General features: G+C 62.4%; 17 protein-coding genes. 10 read left to right on the top strand and 7 right to left on the bottom strand.

Annotated features, from left to right (window positions below):
• Positions 1-54: 54 nt before the first annotated feature.
• From HX881_RS01530 to HX881_RS01510, 5 genes are all read right to left on the bottom strand, one after another.
• Complete coding sequence (locus HX881_RS01530) at positions 55-1,512, bottom strand: outer membrane protein transport protein (protein WP_017127311.1); 1,458 nt, start codon at positions 1,510-1,512, stop codon at positions 55-57.
• Between the two features lie 122 nt (positions 1,513-1,634).
• Positions 1,635-2,159, bottom strand: a complete 525-nt coding sequence (praB, locus tag HX881_RS01525) for an alkane oxidation protein activator PraB (RefSeq protein WP_017127312.1) — start codon at positions 2,157-2,159, stop codon at positions 1,635-1,637.
• Positions 2,160-2,302: 143 nt separating this feature from the next.
• Positions 2,303-2,794: an alkane oxidation protein activator PraA gene (gene praA, locus HX881_RS01520; RefSeq protein WP_017127313.1), complete on the bottom strand. Its 492-nt coding sequence runs from the start codon at positions 2,792-2,794 to the stop codon at positions 2,303-2,305.
• Between the two features lie 147 nt (positions 2,795-2,941).
• On the bottom strand, positions 2,942-4,219 hold the full coding sequence (locus HX881_RS01515; protein ID WP_177082302.1) for an alkane 1-monooxygenase: 1,278 nt from the start codon (positions 4,217-4,219) through the stop codon (positions 2,942-2,944).
• 289 nt (positions 4,220-4,508) lie between these two features.
• The gene (locus HX881_RS01510; protein ID WP_177082300.1) at positions 4,509-5,501 is read right to left on the bottom strand and encodes an alpha/beta fold hydrolase; all 993 of its coding nucleotides are present in this window, start codon (positions 5,499-5,501) and stop codon (positions 4,509-4,511) included.
• 258 nt (positions 5,502-5,759) lie between these two features.
• On the opposite strand from HX881_RS01510, the gene HX881_RS01505 reads away from it, so the two are divergent.
• Genes HX881_RS01505 through HX881_RS01495 form a run of 3 tightly spaced genes read left to right on the top strand, consistent with a single transcriptional unit; the run spans position 5,760 to position 9,085 of the window.
• Entirely contained in the window at positions 5,760-7,322 is a 1,563-nt protein-coding gene (locus tag HX881_RS01505; protein WP_042935834.1) for a flavin-containing monooxygenase, read from the top strand.
• The gene (locus tag HX881_RS01500; protein WP_177082298.1) at positions 7,319-8,221 is read left to right on the top strand and encodes an SDR family NAD(P)-dependent oxidoreductase; all 903 of its coding nucleotides are present in this window, start codon (positions 7,319-7,321) and stop codon (positions 8,219-8,221) included. Before HX881_RS01505 ends, HX881_RS01500 begins: the two co-directional genes overlap by 4 nt.
• A gap of 33 nt (positions 8,222-8,254) precedes the next feature.
• Positions 8,255-9,085 carry a metal-dependent hydrolase gene (locus HX881_RS01495; protein WP_017127319.1) on the top strand — a complete coding sequence of 277 codons (831 nt, stop codon included), beginning with the start codon at positions 8,255-8,257 and terminating at the stop codon, positions 9,083-9,085.
• 22 nt (positions 9,086-9,107) lie between these two features.
• On the opposite strand, the gene HX881_RS01490 is transcribed toward HX881_RS01495, so the two are convergent.
• Both HX881_RS01490 and HX881_RS01485 read right to left on the bottom strand, forming a co-directional pair.
• Positions 9,108-10,259, bottom strand: a complete 1,152-nt coding sequence (locus tag HX881_RS01490) for an HlyD family secretion protein (protein ID WP_103032701.1) — start codon at positions 10,257-10,259, stop codon at positions 9,108-9,110.
• Positions 10,256-11,920, bottom strand: a complete 1,665-nt coding sequence (locus HX881_RS01485; RefSeq protein WP_042935970.1) for an MFS transporter — start codon at positions 11,918-11,920, stop codon at positions 10,256-10,258. Before HX881_RS01485 ends, HX881_RS01490 begins: the two co-directional genes overlap by 4 nt.
• A 344-nt stretch (positions 11,921-12,264) precedes the next feature.
• On the opposite strand from HX881_RS01485, the gene arnC reads away from it, so the two are divergent.
• From arnC to HX881_RS01450, 7 genes are read left to right on the top strand one after another with little or no spacing between them, the layout of a single operon-like run.
• Entirely contained in the window at positions 12,265-13,278 is a 1,014-nt protein-coding gene (gene arnC / locus HX881_RS01480; protein ID WP_103032700.1) for an undecaprenyl-phosphate 4-deoxy-4-formamido-L-arabinose transferase, read from the top strand.
• Positions 13,275-15,266: a bifunctional UDP-4-amino-4-deoxy-L-arabinose formyltransferase/UDP-glucuronic acid oxidase ArnA gene (gene arnA / locus HX881_RS01475; RefSeq protein ID WP_017127321.1), complete on the top strand. Its 1,992-nt coding sequence runs from the start codon at positions 13,275-13,277 to the stop codon at positions 15,264-15,266. The genes arnC and arnA overlap by 4 nt, the downstream gene beginning before the upstream one ends.
• Positions 15,266-16,150: a 4-deoxy-4-formamido-L-arabinose-phosphoundecaprenol deformylase gene (gene arnD, locus HX881_RS01470; protein WP_017127322.1), complete on the top strand. Its 885-nt coding sequence runs from the start codon at positions 15,266-15,268 to the stop codon at positions 16,148-16,150. Before arnA ends, arnD begins: the two co-directional genes overlap by 1 nt.
• A complete protein-coding gene (arnT, locus tag HX881_RS01465; protein WP_177082296.1) occupies positions 16,147-17,796 on the top strand; it encodes a lipid IV(A) 4-amino-4-deoxy-L-arabinosyltransferase in 1,650 nt (549 codons plus the stop codon). Before arnD ends, arnT begins: the two co-directional genes overlap by 4 nt.
• On the top strand, positions 17,793-18,137 hold the full coding sequence (gene arnE / locus HX881_RS01460) for a 4-amino-4-deoxy-L-arabinose-phosphoundecaprenol flippase subunit ArnE (protein WP_177082294.1): 345 nt from the start codon (positions 17,793-17,795) through the stop codon (positions 18,135-18,137). The genes arnT and arnE overlap by 4 nt, the downstream gene beginning before the upstream one ends.
• Positions 18,134-18,541 (top strand): 4-amino-4-deoxy-L-arabinose-phosphoundecaprenol flippase subunit ArnF, encoded by a 408-nt coding sequence (gene arnF, locus HX881_RS01455; RefSeq protein WP_017127326.1) that lies wholly within the window; start codon positions 18,134-18,136, stop codon positions 18,539-18,541. Before arnE ends, arnF begins: the two co-directional genes overlap by 4 nt.
• Positions 18,538-19,899 carry a UDP-glucose dehydrogenase family protein gene (locus HX881_RS01450; RefSeq protein WP_103032698.1) on the top strand — a complete coding sequence of 454 codons (1,362 nt, stop codon included), beginning with the start codon at positions 18,538-18,540 and terminating at the stop codon, positions 19,897-19,899. The genes arnF and HX881_RS01450 overlap by 4 nt, the downstream gene beginning before the upstream one ends.
• Positions 19,900-20,116: the final 217 nt, after the last annotated feature.

The following is a 20,116-nucleotide window of genomic DNA, read 5'->3' as shown; positions in this document are numbered from 1 at the left end:
CCTCTCCACATCGTCGTCGTACACAGCACCTTGTCGTTGCGTTGAAGACGCGGATCAGAACTTGTAGGTTGCCGACACGCTGACCACATCACCGGAGGCTTCTGCGTCTCCATCCAGGCGTCCACCGCCAAGACGAGGCTGGTTCTGCGTCTTGACATTGACCTTTTCCACGAACTGATGAGAGTACGCGGCATCAACGCTCAAGCCAGGAATGGCTTTTACGTCGTAGCCGGCACCCAATGCCAGAAAGTAGCGATCACCATCTGGAATCCTCGGATCGCGGGTGGTGTTGCGGGTCGGCGTCTGGTCATAGGCAACCCCCGAACGCAGCGTCCACTGATCGGTCAACTTGTAGTCGCCGCCCAGCGAGAACATCCAGGCATCACGATAGTTGTAGGGAATGGAAACAATGACATTGCCGTTGGATTTCAGCGTCAGATCCTTGAACGAAGACCACTGGGTCCACATGGCACTGGCGCCCAGGGTGAAGCGATCGTTGAACTGATGGACCCAATCGAATGCGGCTGTTGCCGGAATATCCAGTTGGGTGCTGGCTTTCGCTCCATCCGGGAACAGCTTGAGACCCGGATAAGCCTGCTCAGGCAAGGTGACGTTGCCACCAAAGGGACTTGGCTGAGTCATTGCCAGATAGGAAAACGCGTCGGATCGGATGTTGTAGTCACCCGTCATCTTGTTTTTGATCTTGGCGTGATAATTCAGGCCAAGGGAGTCACGGTCCGTGGGTTTCCAGACAATCCCCGTAAACCAGCCCGCCGACACGTTATCGACCTTTACCCGCATCAATGCTTCACCGATGCCCGATGGCAGGTTGGCACCCGCGAACGTCGGCGAGCCCGACACTGACGCTGCGGCCAGCAAGTCGATATTCTGGCTCACAAAACCCTGGCTGCGCTGCACGATAACGCCGCCACCGATGGAGAAGTCATCCCTGACCTTGAACGACAGGGAGCCGGTCAAGCCAACGGTTTCAATCTTGGTATCCACGGCGAAGTCACGCAGTTTCGAGTCTTCATTCCAGGTAGTACGCATCCCCTGGGGAACAACCTGGCTCAAACCAAAGGCGAACCGATCGCCAATTGGAATGACCATGAAGCCCGTGGGCACCCAGGCGGTAAAACCACCCTGCCCGCCATCGTCGGTCACGAGGTTGCGCACACCGGGGTCAAAACTGCCGTCAGCGGCAACCGGCGTATGGGTAACTTCATTACCCTGATAGTCGTAGGCCTTGCCGCTGTATTTGATCTTGATCCGTGCGTAGTCCACGGTCATTTGTGCAACAGAATGGTCAACAAAGGCCATGGCTGCCGGGTTGTTGTAAGCCGAACTCGGGTCGTTCTTGAACAACGAGCCACCGCCAAATGCGCGCCCCCAACCGGGTGCGCCGAATGTCGGAGTCGAGAAGCCGCCAGCCTGAACCGGTCCCGTCACCATCAGGCCGCCCAGCAATGCGAGCCCGATGAAGGCCTGCACCTGTTGTTTCTTATTATTCATGCCCCACTCCTTATTATTATCTGCTGCTATCGGCACTGCCGATCCGCCTTGTTGCAACAGGCGCCTCTTTCGAGGCGCTTGTCTTGCTACGGGGTGATCAACCCTTTACGGAGAGACTGCTATCAAGGTGTAACGGTGATGCTGCCGGCAGTGACACTCAGAGCGTCGACATAGCAGTTCTGATCGCCGGTACCAGTGGTGTGGCCAGTGAGCGTCTGACCGGCAGTGGCCAGTGACAACACGTGACTCGTGGCGTTCCAGTTCAGGCTGAGAGGGCTTGGGCCACACTGAGTCGCTGGATACAGGAAGGTTTTGGCGATGTTGTAACCCACATTGGTCACCGACGCAGTCGTACCGCTGGTGGCGGTCAGGGTCCAAGGCAGACCGGTCAGAACCGGCACGCCGCACAGGCCACCACCGGTCAGGCTTGCTCCGGTAATACTGGCGACGCCGCCGGTGACCGTACCGGTGAAGGTGATGCCGCAGGTAATCGCACCACCAAAGGACGATGGCGACCGAACGGTGATGGACCCCGCCGTGGTAGAGAACGGGCCATCCGGATTGATAGTTGAAGCAGTTGCCATGGATGCAGCGCCCAAGCAAGCAGCGATGGCAGTTACAGACACGAGAGTTTTGATGCCTTTCATTGTTGTTTTTCCTCACATGTATGGCGATTCATTTCGCCGGGGTTAATGGCCTTTTGAGACGACACGGAGTACCTCAACTGCGACCGAGCTTCCCTTTCCAGCCAAACTTTCATGATTCCTTGTCCTGCTTGAACAGCCGCGACTCAGGGCACGACCCGGAAGGTCGGCGGCATCTGGATCGAAACCGTCTTGATGGTGCAGCCACCGTCCAGCGCGACATTGGCCGCCTGGAGTTTTCCGGTGCTGTTGCTCCAGGTGCCTTCGGCCGTGGTCGGCCCGCAATCGCCGCCCACCAGGGGCGCGTGCACCGTGACCTGGATGCCCGACATCGCCCCGCTGGTTTCATCCTTGGCGATCAGCTTCCAGGGCAGATGAGTGGCCTCGACCTGACCGCACTTCAGGCCGCCGTCGAATCCCACCTTCTCGACACTGACATAGCTGCCGTCGGCGCTGATCCGGCCACTGACCTCGATGGTGCAATCGGCATTGATGATGCTCTTGGCAAAACTGATGGGGCCCTTGGCGGTGAACTCGCTATTGGCCGGTTCGATACGCGCCGCGGCAAACGCCGGCGCCACCTGGGACAACCCCAGGAGCGCGGCAACTATCCGAACGGTTAACAGAACTTTCTGCATGGTTGACGTCCTTCTCGTTACTTATTGTTTTTATGGGTCAACTTTCCATTTCAACGGCTCTTGGCAAGACCGGCATCGGTAAAAATCGGCGTGCCGGTCCCCGTCATGCGCACTTTTATTCGTGGGCATGCGGTGCAACGGTGCAACTCAATCGGTGTGACGACTACCGTACTGCTGGAGCAACTGCTTGCGTTTCGACGGTTGCAGGTTGGCCAGGCGAACATCTCCCGAGTAATGCTTCAGCACCCGATGATCCATCAGCCGCCGCCACAGGAATGGCACGTAGGCCCAGACAATCATGCTGGCGTAGCCGTAAGGCAGTTGCGGCGACTCATCGAAATGGCGCAGCGCCTGATAACTGCGGGTCGGATAAGCATGGTGATCGGAGTGTCGCTGCAACTGGAACAGGAAGATGTTGGTGACGATACGGTTACTGTTCCAGGAGTGCCGTGGCGAACAGCGTTCGTAACGACCGTTGGGCAACTTCTGGCGCAACAGGCCGTAATGTTCGACATAGTTCACCACTTCAAGTAACGAGAACCCGTAGATGCCCTGGATCACCAGGAACGGAATCACCGTCGCACCCAGCCAGAGAATCAACCCGCCCCACAGCACCACACTGAACAACCAGGCCGTCAGCACGGTGTTTTTCCAATGCAGGGTCGGCAGGCCCTGCTTGTGCAGGCGCTCGCGTTCCAGATGCCAGGCCGAACGCAGGCTGAACCAGACCGAGCGCGGCAGGAAGCTCCAGAAGCTCTCGCCCAGGCGCGAGCTGGCAGGATCCTCCGGCGTTGCCACCCGCACGTGGTGACCACGGTTGTGTTCGACGAAGAAGTGCCCGTAGAAAGTCGGCGCCAGGGCCAGCTTCGCCAGGAACTGCTCCAGGGGCTTGGTCTTGTGTCCCAGTTCATGGGCGATATTGATCGCGATGCCGGTCGCCGCGCCGGTGGACATGGCCATGCCCAGGTAGGTGAACCAGCCGACACTGCCATGCACCTGGGCCCGCTCGGTGATAAAGCCCGCCAGGCCGGCGAGACCGCCTTGCAGGTGCCAGGCCTCGCTCAGTCGCAGCAGGCCGCCGCCGATGATCCAGTCGAGGCCGCCGACCGCCATCCAGGCCGTGCTGATCACCGACAGGCACATCAGCGCGACGCAGGCGTAGATGATCCAGCGGTAATAGGTCTGCTTTTCAAGATCCGGAACGATGGTTTCCGGTGGATTGCTGCGGTCCTCGCCGAGCAGGCCGTCGATCATCGGGATCAGCCCGAAGATCACCAGCACCCCGCTCCACCACAAGGACTGCACGCCGGTGATGATGGCGAAGATCCCGGACAGCAGTGGCGTGGCCATGGGCAAGGTGCCCAGCCACCACAGATGGCGCTTGCCGTCGGTCCAGATACCCGGTGCCGCCAGCGTGGAGTTCATGGCAGCCTCCGCAGGGCCGTTACAGACAGGGCAGCTACGGACAGGGCCGCGAAGAACGGCGCCATTACGGAAGTCGAACGCTGCCCGGAGCAGCGGGCAGGGGCAAAGAGATAAAATGCTTCAAAAGGCGTTATTTTCATTATTCTAATCGCTCAATTGCATTTTTAAAAAAAACATTCAAAACATTTTTTTAAATAAATAGCCCGAATTCGATAGCTCGTCAACTATTTTTTTGGATCCATTTTGAATGTCGTTCGTGAAGCCGTCCGGCGCTACTGCAGAACTGCCTTCAGGAAGGCGTTGCCGCCGCGATTGCGGGCTGTGGGGTGCTGTCTGGTTGCGCGCCTACCCGGGCGGCGATGGTGCGAATCATGGCGACCAACGGCTCGACCGCCGTGATCGGCAGCATGTGCCCTCGCCCCTCGAGAATTTCCAGCTGGATGCCTGGCACCAGCGCCGCCATCGACTCACCATGCCGGCGATAATCCAGCACCTCATCCCGGGAGCCGTAGATCAGGCCTACCGGTAGCCTGAGTTGCCCATAGCGCTTGAGCATCTTCGGCAGATCGTCATTGACCGTGGCGATTTCGCTGGAGGCGCAATAGAAGTTGCCGGAGCGCATGCCGAGCAGCCCGCCGCCGCGCTCGGCGAAGTCATCCGGCGGCGGATCAGGGGCGAATACCGCCTTCAACAGGCTGCCACGTCCCAGCATGGCCATCGGCGCGGCCAGGGTCAGGGCGACCCAGCGTCGGATGAAGTCGGGCCTGACCCCCAGGGACAGGAACACCAGGGGCAACATGCGCTGTGGATGCGTCAGGGGCGCCACCAGGACCAGTCCGGACACCTGCTGCGGATGATCGAGGGCCAGCGACAGGGCCAGTGCGCCCCCCAGGGAGTGCCCGACGATCAATGGCCGTTCCAGGTGCAGGGTGCGAATCAGTTCGGCGATCAGGCTGGCCTGCGCCGCGATGCCCACTCCCGCGCCCTTCGAACGGGTCGAATAACCGGAACCGGGGCGATCCAGGGTGATCACCCGGAACTGCTCGCGCAATCGCGGCGACAGTGAATGGGTCAGGTTTCGCCCGCACCCGGACAAACCGTGGATCAGTACCAGCACCGGCCCCCTGCCCTCATCCACGTAATGAATGAGTTCGCCGCCGACTTCGAGAAAGCGACCGTTGGCCGGCACCGCGCTCTCGATCCGGCGATTGATCCGGGCACTGATGGCCCAGAGCCCGGCACTGACCAGTAAAAAAGCAACAAGCGCTACGGCCCATCCCATCACGTCAGCCCTCTGCATCCCTGCGGCCCGGCATGAAGCCGGAATTGGCTCCTGTCGTGGCGATATCTCCCGACGCCGGATAACGCCTCCCATCGGTCCGATGGGTCAGCCAATCCGTACAGACCACTAGCGTAGGCGATATTTTCAGGTAGATTATTTAAATTAATTTTTAAAACAATTAATTTAATTATGCAATGCTGAGGTTTCATCCAGCGACGAAACTGAATGCCAGGCGTCGCCACAATCGAGGTACACACCATGAATGCGTACTCGTCACCCCCCGCAGGCTGCGAATCCGTGGATATCGCCATCATCGGCTCCGGTTTCGCCGGGCTTTGCATGGCCATCAAGCTCAAGCAGGCCGGAATGGCCGACTTCTTTATCGCCGAACGGGCCGGTTCGCTCGGCGGCACCTGGCGCGACAATCATTACCCCGGCTGCGCCTGCGACGTGCAGTCCCACGTCTACTCCTTTTCCTTCGCGCCCAATCCGGACTGGAGTCGGCAATTCGCGCCCCAGGCGGAGATACGTGCCTATCTGGAGCGCTGCGCCCGGGATTTCGGGCTCGAACCGCACCTGCGCTATAACATGGGGCTGGACAAAGCCGTGTTCGACGAGGCGCGGCAGCGCTGGCACCTGCGCTTCTGCGACGGCCGCGAAGTCAGCGCCCGGGTGCTCGTCTCCGGCATGGGCGGGCTGTCGCGTCCGGCACTTCCGGACATCCCGGGACTGGAGCAGTTCGCCGGCAAAAGCTTTCACTCCCAGCACTGGGATCATCAGTATCCCCTGGAAGGCAAGCGTGTCGCGGTGATCGGCACCGGCGCCAGCGCCATCCAGTTCGTGCCGCAGATCGCCCCGCGGGTGGCGCACCTCACGCTGTTCCAGCGCACGCCGCCGTGGATCCTGCCCAAGCCCGACCGCGAGCTGTCGCGCGCCGAGCGCTGGCTGTTCAAGCACCTGCCCTTCACCCAGCGCCTGGCTCGCTCGGCCATCTACTGGATGCTCGAAAGCCGGGTCATCGCCTTTGCCCACCAGCCGAAACTGATGAAGGTGGTGCAGAAAATCGCCCTGCGGCATCTGCACAAGCAAGTCGCGGCGCCGACCCTGCGCGCCACCCTGACCCCCGACTACACCATCGGCTGCAAGCGCATCCTGATCTCCAATGACTATTACCCGTCGCTGACCCGCAGCCATGTGAAAGTGGTGAGCCAGGACGTGCTGCGGGTCGAAGCCGATGCCGTGGTGACCGCCGACGGCGTGCGCCATCCCGTGGACTGCCTGATCTACGGTACCGGCTTCCAGGCCACCGAGCCCCTGCCCCGTGGCCTGCTGATCGGTCGCCAGGGCGTCGATATCCTGGATACCTGGGCCGATGGCGCCCATGCGTACCTGGGGACCTGCCTGCCCGGCTACCCGAACTTCTTCATGATCATCGGCCCGAACACCGGCCTGGGCCACAACTCGATGATCCTGATGATCGAAGCCCAGGTCGACTACATCCTCCAGGCCCTGAAACAGATGCGCGACCGGCGGATCGACGCGCTGGAGGTCAAGCCGCAGGTCGAAAGCCAGTACAACGGCCGCCTGCAGCAGCAGCTCAAGCGGGCGATCTGGTCCACCGGCGGCTGCCGCAGCTGGTACCTGGACCCGCGCACCGGCAAGAACACCACGCTGTGGCCGGGCTCCACCTGGCGCTTCCGGCAAGTCACCCGGAGTTTCGAACTCAGGGACTACCTCACCTCGGGAGCCCTCCACCCGCCCGCCGCCGCGGCCACCTCGACCGCAACCGCCATCGAACCCGCACGAGGCAGTCACTCATGAAGACATTCGACGCCAAGGTCGCCGCCATCACCGGCGCCGGTTCCGGCATGGGCCGCGCCCTGGCCATTGCCCTGGCCCGCGAGGGCTGTCACCTGGCGCTGGCGGACAAGAACGCCCAGGGACTGGAGCAGACCCAGGCCCTCGCCCGGGCCGCCGCGCTATTGCCGCTGCGCATCACCTCACAGGTCCTGGATGTGGCCGATCGCGTGGCCATGTTCGACTGGGCCGCCGCGACCGCTGCCGAACACGGCGGCATCAACCTGATCTTCAACAACGCCGGCGTGGCGCTGTCGAGCACCATCGAAGGCATGAGCCTGGAAGACCTGGAGTGGATCATCGGCATCAACTTCTGGGGCGTGGTCCACGGCACCCAGGCGTTCCTGCCCTACCTCAAGCAGTCCGGCGACGGGCACATCATCAACACCTCGAGCGTGTTCGGGCTGTTCGCCCAACCGGGCATGAGCGGCTACAACGCGAGCAAATTCGCGGTTCGCGGCTTTACCGAGGCGTTGCGCCAGGAACTCGACCTGATGGGGTACGGGGTCTCGGCCACCAGCGTCCATCCGGGCGGTATCCGCACGGACATCGCCCGCTCGACGCGGATCAGCGACAACGTCAAGGGTCTGTTGATCGACAACGAGCAACAGGCCCGGGCGGATTTCGAGAAGCTGTTCATCACCAGCCCCGAACAGGCTGCCCGGGTGATCCTGCAAGGCGTGCGCAAGAACCGCCGGCGCGTGCTGATCGGACGTGACGCCCACGCGCTGGACCTGTTCGTGCGCCTGCTGCCCGGCGCCTACCAGGCCCTGGTGGTGTGGATCACCCGGCGCCTGTCGCCCCTGGGCAGGCACAAGAACAAGACCGCGGCCTACGACGCCAAGGACTCGGGCGGGATCTGAACGCCCCCAACCGCAATTCCAGGAGTGCCAGCCATGCTGCCGATCCGTCGCGACATCCACCCCGAACTGCCTGCCGAACGCATCAAGGACTGGCATGCCGAGGGGCCCTGGGTCACCCATTTCTTCAATGCCCTGTCCCTGCTGTTTCCCTCTGGCGAACTGTTCTTCATGGACAGCGTGCGCCATTACCGTGACCAGGTGCACGACCCCGAATTACGCCAGGCGATCCAGGGTTTCATTGGTCAGGAAGCCATGCACAGCCGCGAACATGTGCGCTACAACGACCTGCTGCAAGCCGCCGGCCTGCCCGCGCACAAGCTGGACCGGCGCCTGCGGTTCATCCTCGACTTCCAGAAAAAACACTTTGCGCCGTCCTTCAACCTGGCGATCACCATTGCCCTGGAACACTACACGGCGATGTTGGCCGACCTGCTGTTACGCGATCCCAGCCGCTTCGGCGATTCCGTCGAGGGTTATCGGCAGATGTGGACCTGGCACGCCCTGGAGGAAACCGAGCACAAATCGGTGGCCTTCGATGTCTGGAACAGCGTGATCAAGCCAGGGCCGAAACGCTACCTGTTGCGCACCGGGGCCATGCTCTCGACCACGCTGCTGTTCTGGCTGGTGGTGTTCGACTTCCATGTGCGCCTGCTGATCGCCGACCGCAAGGCCGGTCATCACTGGCAAGGGCTGTGGCGCATGGTCAAGTACCTGTTCGGCTGGCGCGGAGTGTTTCCACGAATCGCCCTGCCGTGGCTGGATTACTTCAAGCCTGGCTTCCATCCCTGGGACCATGACAACCGGGCCCAGCTGGAGCGGATCGACGGCCTGATGGAGGCGATCAACCGAACGGCCGCGAAATAACCCGCCCGCCACGGCAAAGCGCTCAGAACGCGTCGTCCTCGACCGCCTTCAACTCGCTGCGGGTATCGATGCTCACCACCACCGACATGCCCGGCCTCAACCGCCGGGCTTCTTCCTGACCGGGATCGACGGTGATCCGTACCGGCACCCGCTGGGCGATCTTGACGAAGTTGCCGGTGGCGTTGTCCGCCTGCAACAGGCTGAACTCGGAACCGGTGGCCGGCGCGATGCGCTGGACCCGCCCGGTAAAGCGGCGGTGATTGAGCGAGTCGACGGTAAAGCTCGCGGCCTGCCCCTCGCGCACATCGGCCATCTGCGTCTCTTTCATATTGGCGATGATCCACTGCCGGTCCGGCACCAGTGCCATCAGTTGCGCACCGGAGTTGACATAGGCCCCCAGCCGCACGCCGATCTGCCCCAGTTGCCCGTCGCGCGGGGCAATAATGCGCGTGTTGGACAGGTCGATGCGCGCCAGCTCGACCGCTGCCTCGGCACTGGCCACCGCCGCCTCCAGGGAACCTCGATTGACGATCACCGTCTGCAGGTCCTGCCGGGAAATCTCCAGCGCGGCCTGGGCCTGGGCGATTGCCGCCTGGGTCTGGGCATTGTCGGCGCGGGTCACATCGAGTTCGCGGCGGGAGACCGAGCCATCGGCGATCAATGCCTGGTTGCGCTCCAGGTCCGCGGCACTCTTGCGGGCCTGGGCCTTGCTGTTGTCGAGCGCGGCCTGGCGCTGGGCGATGGTCGCCTCGGCACTGCGCCGCTGCTGCTGGTTGTTCGCCAGGGCGGCTTTCTGCACCGCCAACTGGGCCTGCGCCTGATCCAGGTGCTGCTTGTAGATCCGGTCATCCAGGCGCACCAGCAGGTCACCGGCCTTGACGAACTGGAAGTCCTGCACCGGCACTTCGAACACATAACCGCTCAATTGTGGCCCGATCAGCGTGACCTGCCCGCGCACCAGGGCGTTCTCGGTGCTTTCGATGGCGCTGCTGAACGGCGGCAACTGCCAGGCATAGAGCACGATCAGCACGCCGACGATGGCAATCGCGGCAAACCCCAGTGACGAGATGATCCGCACCCGCAGCGAACGCGGTTCGGTCGATGAAGCCCCTGGCGGCGTGACGCCTTCGGGAGTGGCAGCAATGGCGTTGGTGGTGGTTGCAGGTTCAGTCATTGTGAGGTGGCACCGCTGCTGGAGGTGGAAGGTGGGACGTTATTACGGGCGATCCGCCGCGTGGTGCTCATCAACCACAGGCTGCGGGCAAAGATCCACAGCATGGTGAGCACGGCGATCACGGCAATCAACATGAACACATCGTTATAGGCCAGGACGTTGGCCTCACGGGTCGCCGCCGTGGCCAGGGCGCGCATGCCCTGGGTGGTGCGCAGGGACGGATCGAAGATAGTCGAGGCATAGCCGGCGGCGGAGCCCTGCACCCGCGCGGCCACCAGCGGGTCAAGCAGGGTCAGGTGTTCGACGATGTTGCTGGAATGGATTTTCTCGCGCACCACCTGGAAAGTCCCGAGCAATGCCGAGCCGATCAGGCCGCCAAGGTTGTTGCAGATCCCGAAGAGCACCGAAAAACTCACCAGGTTGCGTGGATTGGTGATGACGTTGCGGGTGCCCAGGGCCATGGTCGGCCCGAGGAAGAAGGTCCCGCCGAACGCCAGCAGGAACTGGCTGAAATACATGTTGGCCGGGCGGGTCAGGTTGTTCGAGAAACTGTCCATGGAGGAACCGACCGCCATCAGCGCCAGGGAAATGATCAACGGCATGAACAGATGATCGGGATGGATGGTCAGCGCGCTGACCGCCAGTCCGGCGATGCTCCCCACCAGCATCACCAGATACAGGCTACGCATCTGCTCGCTGCCCATGTTCAACGCCTGCAGGAACCCCACCGCGCCGGTGGACTGCTCCGACAACACCATGCGGATCAGGATCACCGCCAGCCCCAGGCGGATCATCGCCCCGCTGCCGAGCCAGCGAGTCATCAGCATCGGGTTGCTGCGGTTATGCTCGATGGCCAGCCCGGCCAGGATCAGGATGATCGACCCGGCCGAGGCGATGCCGATCCAGGGTGCCTCCAGCCACCAGTCTATGCGCCCGAGGGACAGCACCGCACACAGCAGGGCCACACCGCTGGCGAGCACCGCGAAGGTGAGGAAATCCAGCTTTTCAAAGGTCTTGAAGCGATCTCCCGGCGGCAGCTTGAGCAGAAACACGCACCCCAGCGCCGCCAGCGCCAGGCCCAGTTCGAACAGATAGAGCCCGCGCCACTCGGCGATCTGCAGCAGGTCCTCGGAAAACAGCCGTGCCAGGGGCAAGGCCAGTTGCGAGGTGCCCAGGCCCAGCACCAGGGCCTTGAGCCGCCACTTCGCCGGAAAAGCCTGGATCATGTAGTACAGGCCGAGCGAGCTGAGCGCCGCGCCGACCATGCCGTGGGCCGCCCGCACGGCAATCGCCGAACTGAGGTCGTTGACGAACAGGTGGCCGAAGGTCACCAGGGCATAGAGCACCAGGAACACCTCGGTAAACGCCCGCAGGCCGAACTGCTGGCGAAACTTCACCAGCAGCAGGTTCATCGAGACATTGGTCATCACGTAGGCCGCCGGCAGCCAGGCCATTTCCGCGGTGGTGGCCCCCAGCGCCCCCTGCAGATAAGGCAGGTTGGCAATCACCAGGGAGTTGCCCAGCCCCCCGGTCAACGCCACCAGCAGCCCGACCAGCGCATAGGCCCAGCGCTTGCGGGTCGAATGCAACGGGGTCGACGGCGAGCCGGGCAGGCTGGGGCGCTCGTGGGGCTGCCAGTTACGCGGCGTGTACTGGTTCACCATTTCCTGAATAAACCCTGTCTATATGTCAAAAAGGACACGTTGTTGATCCATCTTTCATAGGCTTTTCACATTTCTACGTTTAACGTAGACGCTGTCCACGCCCCTACATCAGGGATTTGATGAAAAATCATGCACATAACGCTGCTACACACCTTTACCTTTGACGATTTTAGGCTTTAATCGCCGTATGTCAGTTCATGTATTCGGTATTCTCCCACGGGTTTGTCCCGTGTCGGCCGCCGTGACTGGCACAGGTCGATTTGCGCGTATACAAATCCGACCTGCCACACGATGACACAGATCATCGTCTGCACTACTGAAACCATTCTGGAAAGAAGCCTTTGAAACCTTATCCAATCCAGCGCGTCTCGATCGTCATACCGGTCTACAACGAAGAGCAGAGCCTGCCCGAGCTGTTGCGTCGTACCGAAGCGGCGTGTGCACAACTGAGCCAGGACGTCGAAATCATCCTGGTCGACGACGGCAGCCGCGATCGTTCCGCCGACATTCTCCAGGAAGCCGCCGAACGCGAAGGCAGCCCGGTGGTTGCCGTGATCCTGAATCGCAACTATGGCCAGCATGCCGCGATCATGGCCGGTTTCGAACAATCCACCGGCGACGTGGTGATCACCCTGGACGCCGACCTGCAGAACCCGCCGGAAGAGATTCCGCGCCTGGTGGAACAGGCCGCGCTGGGTTACGACGTCGTCGGTACCGTGCGCAACAACCGCCAGGACTCGGCCCTGCGCCGCTGGCCGTCGCGCCTGATCAACCTTGCCGTGCAGCGCTCCACCGGCGTGGCCATGAGCGACTACGGCTGCATGCTGCGCGCCTACCGCCGCAGCATCGTCGACGCCATGCTCGCCTGCCGCGAGCGCAGCACCTTTATCCCGATCCTGGCCAACAGTTTCGCCCGCCACACCACCGAGGTGCTGGTGCAGCACGCCGAGCGCGAGCACGGCGACTCGAAATACAGCCCGATGCGCCTGATCAACCTGATGTTCGACCTGGTCACCTGCATGACCACCACGCCCCTGCGGCTGTTGAGCATCATCGGCTTCAGCATGGCCGGTCTCGGTGCGCTGTTCGCGCTGATGCTGATCGTCCTGCGCCTGATCTTCGGCGCCGCCTGGGCCGGCGACGGTACCTTCGTCCTGTTCGCCGTGCTGTTCGTGTTCACCGGTGGCCAGTTCATCGGCATGGGCCTGCTGGGCGAGTACCTGGGCCGCATGTACAGCGATGTCCGCGCCCGCCCACGCTTCTTCATCGAAAAAGTAGTGCGCAGCCAGCCCTCTTCCAGCAGCGCCCCTACTGAAACCTCTTCTACTACTACCTCCAATCAGGTCGCATCATGAATCCGAAAGCTGTCGTCTTCGCCTATCACGATATCGGTTGCGCAGGCATCGAAGCCCTGCTTAACGCAGGCTATGAAATTGCTGCTGTGTTTACCCATGCCGACGACCCGAAGGAAAACGCCTTCTACGGTTCCGTTGCCCAACTGTGCGCACTCAAGGGTATCCCGGTCCATGCACCGGAAGACGCCAACCACCCGCTGTGGATCGAGCGCATCGCCAAACTGAGCCCGGACTTCATCTTCTCCTTCTACTATCGCAACCTGCTCAGCGAAGAGCTGCTGGCCACCGCCCGGAACGGTGCGTTCAACCTGCACGGCTCGTTGCTGCCACGTTATCGCGGCCGCGCTCCGGCCAACTGGGTGCTGGTCAACGGCGAAACCGAAACCGGCGTGACCCTGCACCGCATGGTCAAGCGTGCCGATGCCGGTGGCATCCTGGCGCAGAACCGTGTCGCCATCGAGCGTTCCGATACCGCCCTGAGCCTGCACGCCAAGCTGCGTGACAGCGCCGCCAACCTGCTGCGCGATGCCCTGCCACAACTGGCCCAGGGCAAGCTGAGCGAAACCGCCCAGGACGAATCCAAGGCCACCTACTTCGGTCGTCGTACCCCGGCCGACGGCAAACTGGTCTGGAGCAAGCCTGCCGAAGAGCTGTTCAACCTCGTTCGCGCGGTCACCAAGCCGTATCCGGGCGCGTTCTGCGCCGTGGGCGAGCACAAGCTGATCGTCTGGGGCGCCGATGTCGTCAAGGGCAACGAAGGCCTGGCGCCAGGTCGCGTGATCAGCGTCGACCCGCTGCGTATCGCCTGTGGTGAAGACTCGCTGGTGATCAACGCCGGCCAGCGCAACGAAAACGGCCTGTTCCTCAGCGGCCCGCAACTGGCCAACGAGCTGGGCCTGGTCGACGGTTCCGTGCTGCGTGGTGCCGAATCGGGCCGCAAGCCACGTCGTACCCGCGTACTGATCCTGGGCGTCAACGGCTTTATCGGCAACCACCTGTCCGAGCGCCTGCTGCGTGACGACAAGTACGATGTCTACGGCCTGGACATCGGTTCCGATGCCATCGAACGCCTGCGCAGCCATCCGAACTTCCACTTCGTCGAAGGCGATATCAGCATCCACTCCGAGTGGATCGAGTATCACATCAAGAAGTGCGACGTGGTCCTGCCGCTGGTGGCCATCGCCACGCCGATCGAATACACCCGCAACCCGCTGCGCGTATTCGAACTGGACTTCGAGGAAAACCTCAAGCTGGTCCGCTACTGCGTCAAGTACAACAAGCGCGTGATCTTCCCGTCGACCTCCGAAGTCTATGGCATGTGCCAGGACAAGAACTTCGACGAAGACACCTCGAACCTGATCGTCGGCCCGATCAACAAGCAACGCTGGATCTATTCGGTTTCCAAGCAACTGCTGGACCGCGTGATCTGGGCCTACGGTGCCAAGGGCCTGAACTTCACCCTGTTCCGTCCGTTCAACTGGATGGGCCCGCGCCTGGACCGCCTGGACTCGGCGCGTATCGGCAGCTCCCGTGCCATCACCCAGCTGATACTGAACCTGGTGGAAGGCACGCCGATCCGCCTGTTCGACGGCGGCGAGCAGAAACGCTGCTTCACCGACATCGCCGACGGCATCGAGGCCCTGGCCCGCATCGTCGACAACGAGAACGACAGCTGCAACGGCCAGGTCATCAACATCGGTAACCCGGACAACGAAGCCAGCATCCGCCAACTGGGCGAAGAGCTGCTGCGCCAGTTCGAAGCCCACCCGCTGCGCGGCAACTTCCCTCCGTTCGCCGGTTTCCGCGACGTGGAGAGCAAGGCGTTCTACGGCGCCGGCTACCAGGACGTCGAACACCGCAAGCCAAGCATCGAAAACGCCAAGCGCCTGCTGAACTGGGTGCCGACCGTCGAGATGAGCGAAACCATCGGCAACACCCTGGATTTCTTCCTGCGTGAAGCCATGCTCGAAATCGCGGACAAGCGCTGATGCAGGCTGGACTTCGCATCGATGTGGACACCTATCGCGGCACCCGTGAAGGTGTGCCGCGGTTGCTGGAACTGCTCGACGAGGCCCAGGTCAAGGCGACTTTCTTCTTCAGTGTCGGACCGGACAACATGGGGCGCCACTTGTGGCGCCTGATCAAGCCGCAGTTCTTCCTGAAGATGATGCGCTCCAAGGCTGCCAGCCTCTACGGCTGGGACATCTTGCTGGCCGGCACCGCCTGGCCGGGCAAGCCGATCGGTCGGGACCTGGGGCATCTGATGCGCCAGACCCTGGCCGCCGGCCATGAAGTCGGCCTGCACGCCTGGGATCACCATGGCTGGCAGGCCAATGCCGGACGCTGGAGCGAGGCCGAACTGATCGAACAGATCCGTCGCGGCGTCGATTGCCTGAGCGATATCACCGGGCAAGCCGTCGAATGTTCGGCCACCGCCGGTTGGCGGGCGGACGAGCGCGTCGTGCAAGCCAAGGAGCATTTCGGCTTTCGCTACAACAGCGATTGCCGGGGGCACGGTCTGTTTCTGCCAAGGTTGGCGGATGGCAGCCCGGGCACTCCACAGATACCCGTGGACCTGCCGACCTTCGACGAAGTCGTGGGCGCGGACCTGGCCGCGAAAGATTTCAACGCGTTCATTCTCGACCGGTTCAGCCCGGCACGACTGAACGTCTACACCATTCACGCAGAAGTAGAAGGGATTCTGATGGCAAACGATTTCCGTCAGCTACTGGCTCAAGCCAGCGCACGTAATATTGAGTTCCAACCCCTGGTCAACCTGCTGCCGGCACAGCTGGACAGATTGCCCGAGGGCCAACTGGTGCGTGGCACCCTCAGTGGCCGTGAAGGCTGGCTGGGGGTACAGCAGGGATGACCAGACGCTGGGCTTTGCCACTGCTGTTCCTCGCTTTCCTGTTGTTTTATCTGGCGCCGCTGGCCACCAACGGCATGTGGATCCCGGATGAAACCCGCTACGCCCAGATCGGCCAGGAAATGCTCCTGCGTGGTCACTGGGCCGCGCCGCACTTCATGGAACTGCGCTACTTCGAGAAACCGATCGCCGGCTACTGGATGATCGCTCTCGGCCAGGCGATCTTCGGCCATAACTTCTTCGGCGTGCGCTTCGCCTCGGCGTTGAGCACCGGCCTGAGCGTGCTGCTGGTCTATCTGCTGGCCGGACGGCTGTGGAACGATCCGCGCAAGAGCTTCGCCGCTGCCGCGCTGTTCATGAGCTTCGGCCTGATCGCCGGACAGGCCGGCTACGCCAACCTCGATCCGCAGTTCACCTTCTGGGTCAACCTGAGCTTCGTCGCCCTGTGGTTCGCCATCGACAGCACCACGAAAAAAGCCCGCCTGCTGTCCTGGGCCGCGCTGGGCTTCGCCTGTGGCTGGGGCTTCATGACCAAGGGTTTCCTGGCGTTGCTGCTGCCGGTGCTGATCGCCCTGCCCTACATGATCTGGCAAAAGCGCTTTCGCGAGCTGGTGGGCTATGGCCTGGTCGCGGTGCTCGTGGCGGCGGTGGTCAGCCTGCCCTGGGTGATTGCCGTGCACCTGCAGGAACCGGACTACTGGCGGTTCTTCTTCTGGCACGAGCATATCCGTCGCTTTGCCGCCGAGGACGCCCAGCACGACCGTCCCTGGTGGTTCTATCTGCCACTGATCGTGGTCTCCAGCCTGCCTTGGGCGGCCTATTTCCCGGTCGCCCTCAAGGACGCCTGGAAAGCCCGCGGCCAGCGGATCACCGTGTTCCTGCTGCTGTGGCTGTTCCTGCCGCTGGCGTTCTTCAGCCTGAGCCGCGGCAAGCTGCCGACCTACATCATGCCGTGCCTGATGCCCCTGGCGCTGCTCATGGGTCACTCGTTGATGGAACGCATCACCCGCGCCGAAACCTCGGTCCCACGCTTCAACAGCCTGCTCAACCTGGTCCTGGGCCTGCTCGCCGCCGCCGCGCTGGTGTTCTTCCAGTTGAAGAAGCCGTTCTACGACAACGAGCCCTTCCACCTGAGCCTGCTGTGCCTGATGATCGTCGGCTGGATCGTGCTCAACGCCCTGTCGCTGCTTAAGCCGCTGCGGTGGTGGGCCCTGCCGGCACTGGGCATGGGACTGCTGGTGGCCCTGGTCCCGGCGGCCATGCCCAAAGTGGTCGTGCACAACAAGATGCCGGACCAGTTCATCGCCGAGCATGTGCAGGAACTGAGCAAGAGCAAGCGCCTGCTGAGCAACGACCTGGGGGCCGCTTCCGCCCTCGCCTGGCGCCTGAAGCGTAGCGATATCACCCTCTACAACACCCAGGGCGAATTGAAGTACGGCCTCGGTTACCCGGAAGCTGCCGAACGCACCCGGGACATGACCCAGATCCAGTCCTGGATGGACGATGCCCGCCGTGAAGGCCAGGTCGGCGTGGTGATGCGCGTCAAGGACGAGGAAGAACTGCGTGAAATCGATATGTTGCCCAAGGATTACACCCGTTACGAGGAAGGCAATATCGTGATCCTGATTTTCCCGCAGAGCGCCCCATGACCCTGATCCTTCTCCTCGGCGCCTGCCTGCTGACGTGCCTGGGCCAGGTGGCCCAGAAGTTCGCCGTCGAAGGCTGGCGCGAGACCTCCATGGGCATGTTCGAAAAGCTGCGTTCGCCCTGGTTGTGGCTGGCCCTGGCCAGCCTCGGCCTCGGCCTGCTGGTGTGGTTGCTGGTGCTGCAGCGGCTGGAGGTCGGGATTGCCTATCCGATGCTCAGCCTGAATTTCGTCCTGATCACCCTGGTGGCACACTACCTGTTCAAGGAATCGATCGACCGCCGTCACTGGCTTGGCGTGGTCCTGATCATTGCCGGCGTGGTACTGCTGGGGCTGCATCTATGAACCTGTTCCGTGGCTTCACTTTCGCCGGCGCCAGCGTCCTGCTGGTCAGCAGTGCCCAGCTGGGCATGCGTTGGAGCATGACCCGCCTGCCCGAGCCGAGCCAGTGGCTGGATGCGTTGACCACTGGCGACGTCTCCCTGGTGGCGCTGGCCGTGGTCGGCGCGGCGATCCTCGCCTACGCCCTGTCGATGCTCTGCTGGCTCGCCGCCTTGCGCGACCTGCCGCTGGGCCGCGCCTACTCGCTGCTCAGTGTCAGCTATGCGCTGGTCTACCTGCTGGCGGCCAGCCTGCCGTTCTTCCACGAAAGCTTCAGCCTTTCCAAGACACTGGGGGTGGCACTGGTCATCCTGGGTGTTCTCACGATCAATTCTCCACGTATACCCCGTCCTAGGGACTCCGTATGAAAATCAGCGTAATTGGTAGCGGTTATGTAGGCCTGGTACAGGCGACTGTCCTGGCCGAAGTCGGTCACGATGTCGTGTGCATGGACGTTGACCAGAACAAGATCGACTTGCTGCGCAAGGGCCATATCCCGATCTTCGAACCAGGGCTGGAGACCATGGTCAAGAGCAACCTGGAAAGTGGCCGCCTGCACTTCACCAGCGATGAGAAACTGGCCATCGAGCACGGCCAGGTACTGTTTATCGCCGTCGGCACGCCCTCGGACGAGGACGGTTCGGCCGACCTCAAGTACGTCCTGTCGGTGGGTGACGCCGTGGTCCGCCATCGCTTCGAACCGCTGATTCTCGTGGAAAAATCCACCGTGCCGGTGGGCACCGGCGACACCCTGCGCGCGCATATCGAAACCGCCTTGCACAAAGCCGGCCGCGCGCTGGAGTTCGATATCGTCTCCAACCCGGAATTCCTCAAGGAAGGTTCGGCGGTGGAAGACTGCCGGCGTCCGGACCGCATCATCATCGGCTGCGAGCGTGAAGAAGTCCGTGAAGTGATGCGCGACCTCTACGCGCCCTTCAACCGCAACCATGACCGCATCATGTTCATGGACCTGCGCAGCGCCGAACTGACCAAGTACGCCGCCAACTGCATGCTGGCGACCAAGATCAGCTTTATCAACCAGATCGCCGAACTGGCCGAACACCTGGGCGCGGACATCGAAGCCGTGCGCATGGGCATCGGTGCCGACCAGCGGATCGGCTACCACTTCATTTATCCGGGCTGTGGCTACGGTGGCTCGTGCTTCCCCAAGGACATGCGCGCCCTGATCCACAGTGCCCAGGCGGCCAACTGCTCCAGCGACCTGCTGCAGGCGGTGGAAGCCATCAACGAACGGCAGAAACACAAGCTGTTCGACCGCATCAATGCGTTCTACAAGGGCGACCTCAAGGGCAAGACCTTCGCGCTCTGGGGCCTGGCCTTCAAGCCCAACACCGACGACATGCGCGACGCACCGAGCCGTGTGCTGATGGAAGCCCTGTGGGCGGCCGGCGCCCAGGTACGGGCCTTCGACCCGGAAGCCATGCAGGAAACCCAGCGCCTGTACCCGGATGAGCCGGGCCTGTCGCTGATGGGCACGCCGGAAGCGGCCCTGGTCGGCGCCGATGCCTTGATCGTCTGCACCGAATGGCAGCAGTTCAAGGCCCCGGACTTCGAACGGATCCAGCAGCGCCTCAAGGCCCCGGTGATCTTCGACGGCCGCAACCTGTACGACGCCAATCGCATGCAGCGCAAGGGCTTTACCTACTTCGCCATCGGTCGCGGCGCGTCCCTCGATCTGCCGGTGACCCGTCACGGCCAGGGCTGATTCATTGATCAAGGCAATTTGATCGCTCCCACGCTCCGCGTGGGAATGCCCCTCGGGACGCCCCGCGTTGATCGTTCCCACGCTCCGCGTGGGAATGCCTCCCGGGACGCTCCGCGTTGATCGTTCCCACGCTCCGCGTGGGAATGCCTATCGGGACGCTCTGCGTCCGCTTTGTGACGCAAGGCGTCACGGACTGCATGCCCACGCAGGGTGTGGG

This window comes from Pseudomonas gingeri (assembly GCF_013386115.1).
Lineage (GTDB): Bacteria > Pseudomonadota > Gammaproteobacteria > Pseudomonadales > Pseudomonadaceae > Aquipseudomonas > Aquipseudomonas gingeri.
The sequence above is the reverse complement of the archived record's forward strand: the minus strand, read 5'-3'. Positions and strand labels throughout refer to the sequence as shown.

Excerpts from the sequence above, each read along its gene's own strand:
- arnA (WP_017127321.1), top strand. The coding sequence starts at position 13,275 with ATGAATCCGAAAGCTGTCGTCTTCGCCTATCACGATATCGGTTGCGCA.
- HX881_RS01490 (WP_103032701.1), bottom strand. The coding sequence starts at position 10,259 with ATGACTGAACCTGCAACCACCACCAACGCCATTGCTGCCACTCCCGAA.
- arnD (WP_017127322.1), top strand. The coding sequence starts at position 15,266 with ATGCAGGCTGGACTTCGCATCGATGTGGACACCTATCGCGGCACCCGT.
- HX881_RS01530 (WP_017127311.1), bottom strand. The coding sequence starts at position 1,512 with ATGAATAATAAGAAACAACAGGTGCAGGCCTTCATCGGGCTCGCATTG.
- HX881_RS01515 (WP_177082302.1), bottom strand. The coding sequence starts at position 4,219 with ATGAACTCCACGCTGGCGGCACCGGGTATCTGGACCGACGGCAAGCGC.
- praA (WP_017127313.1), bottom strand. The coding sequence starts at position 2,794 with ATGCAGAAAGTTCTGTTAACCGTTCGGATAGTTGCCGCGCTCCTGGGG.
- HX881_RS01505 (WP_042935834.1), top strand. The coding sequence starts at position 5,760 with ATGAATGCGTACTCGTCACCCCCCGCAGGCTGCGAATCCGTGGATATC.
- praB (WP_017127312.1), bottom strand. The coding sequence starts at position 2,159 with ATGAAAGGCATCAAAACTCTCGTGTCTGTAACTGCCATCGCTGCTTGC.
- HX881_RS01500 (WP_177082298.1), top strand. The coding sequence starts at position 7,319 with ATGAAGACATTCGACGCCAAGGTCGCCGCCATCACCGGCGCCGGTTCC.
- HX881_RS01495 (WP_017127319.1), top strand. The coding sequence starts at position 8,255 with ATGCTGCCGATCCGTCGCGACATCCACCCCGAACTGCCTGCCGAACGC.
- arnT (WP_177082296.1), top strand. The coding sequence starts at position 16,147 with ATGACCAGACGCTGGGCTTTGCCACTGCTGTTCCTCGCTTTCCTGTTG.
- arnF (WP_017127326.1), top strand. The coding sequence starts at position 18,134 with ATGAACCTGTTCCGTGGCTTCACTTTCGCCGGCGCCAGCGTCCTGCTG.
- HX881_RS01450 (WP_103032698.1), top strand. The coding sequence starts at position 18,538 with ATGAAAATCAGCGTAATTGGTAGCGGTTATGTAGGCCTGGTACAGGCG.
- arnE (WP_177082294.1), top strand. The coding sequence starts at position 17,793 with ATGACCCTGATCCTTCTCCTCGGCGCCTGCCTGCTGACGTGCCTGGGC.
- HX881_RS01510 (WP_177082300.1), bottom strand. The coding sequence starts at position 5,501 with ATGGGATGGGCCGTAGCGCTTGTTGCTTTTTTACTGGTCAGTGCCGGG.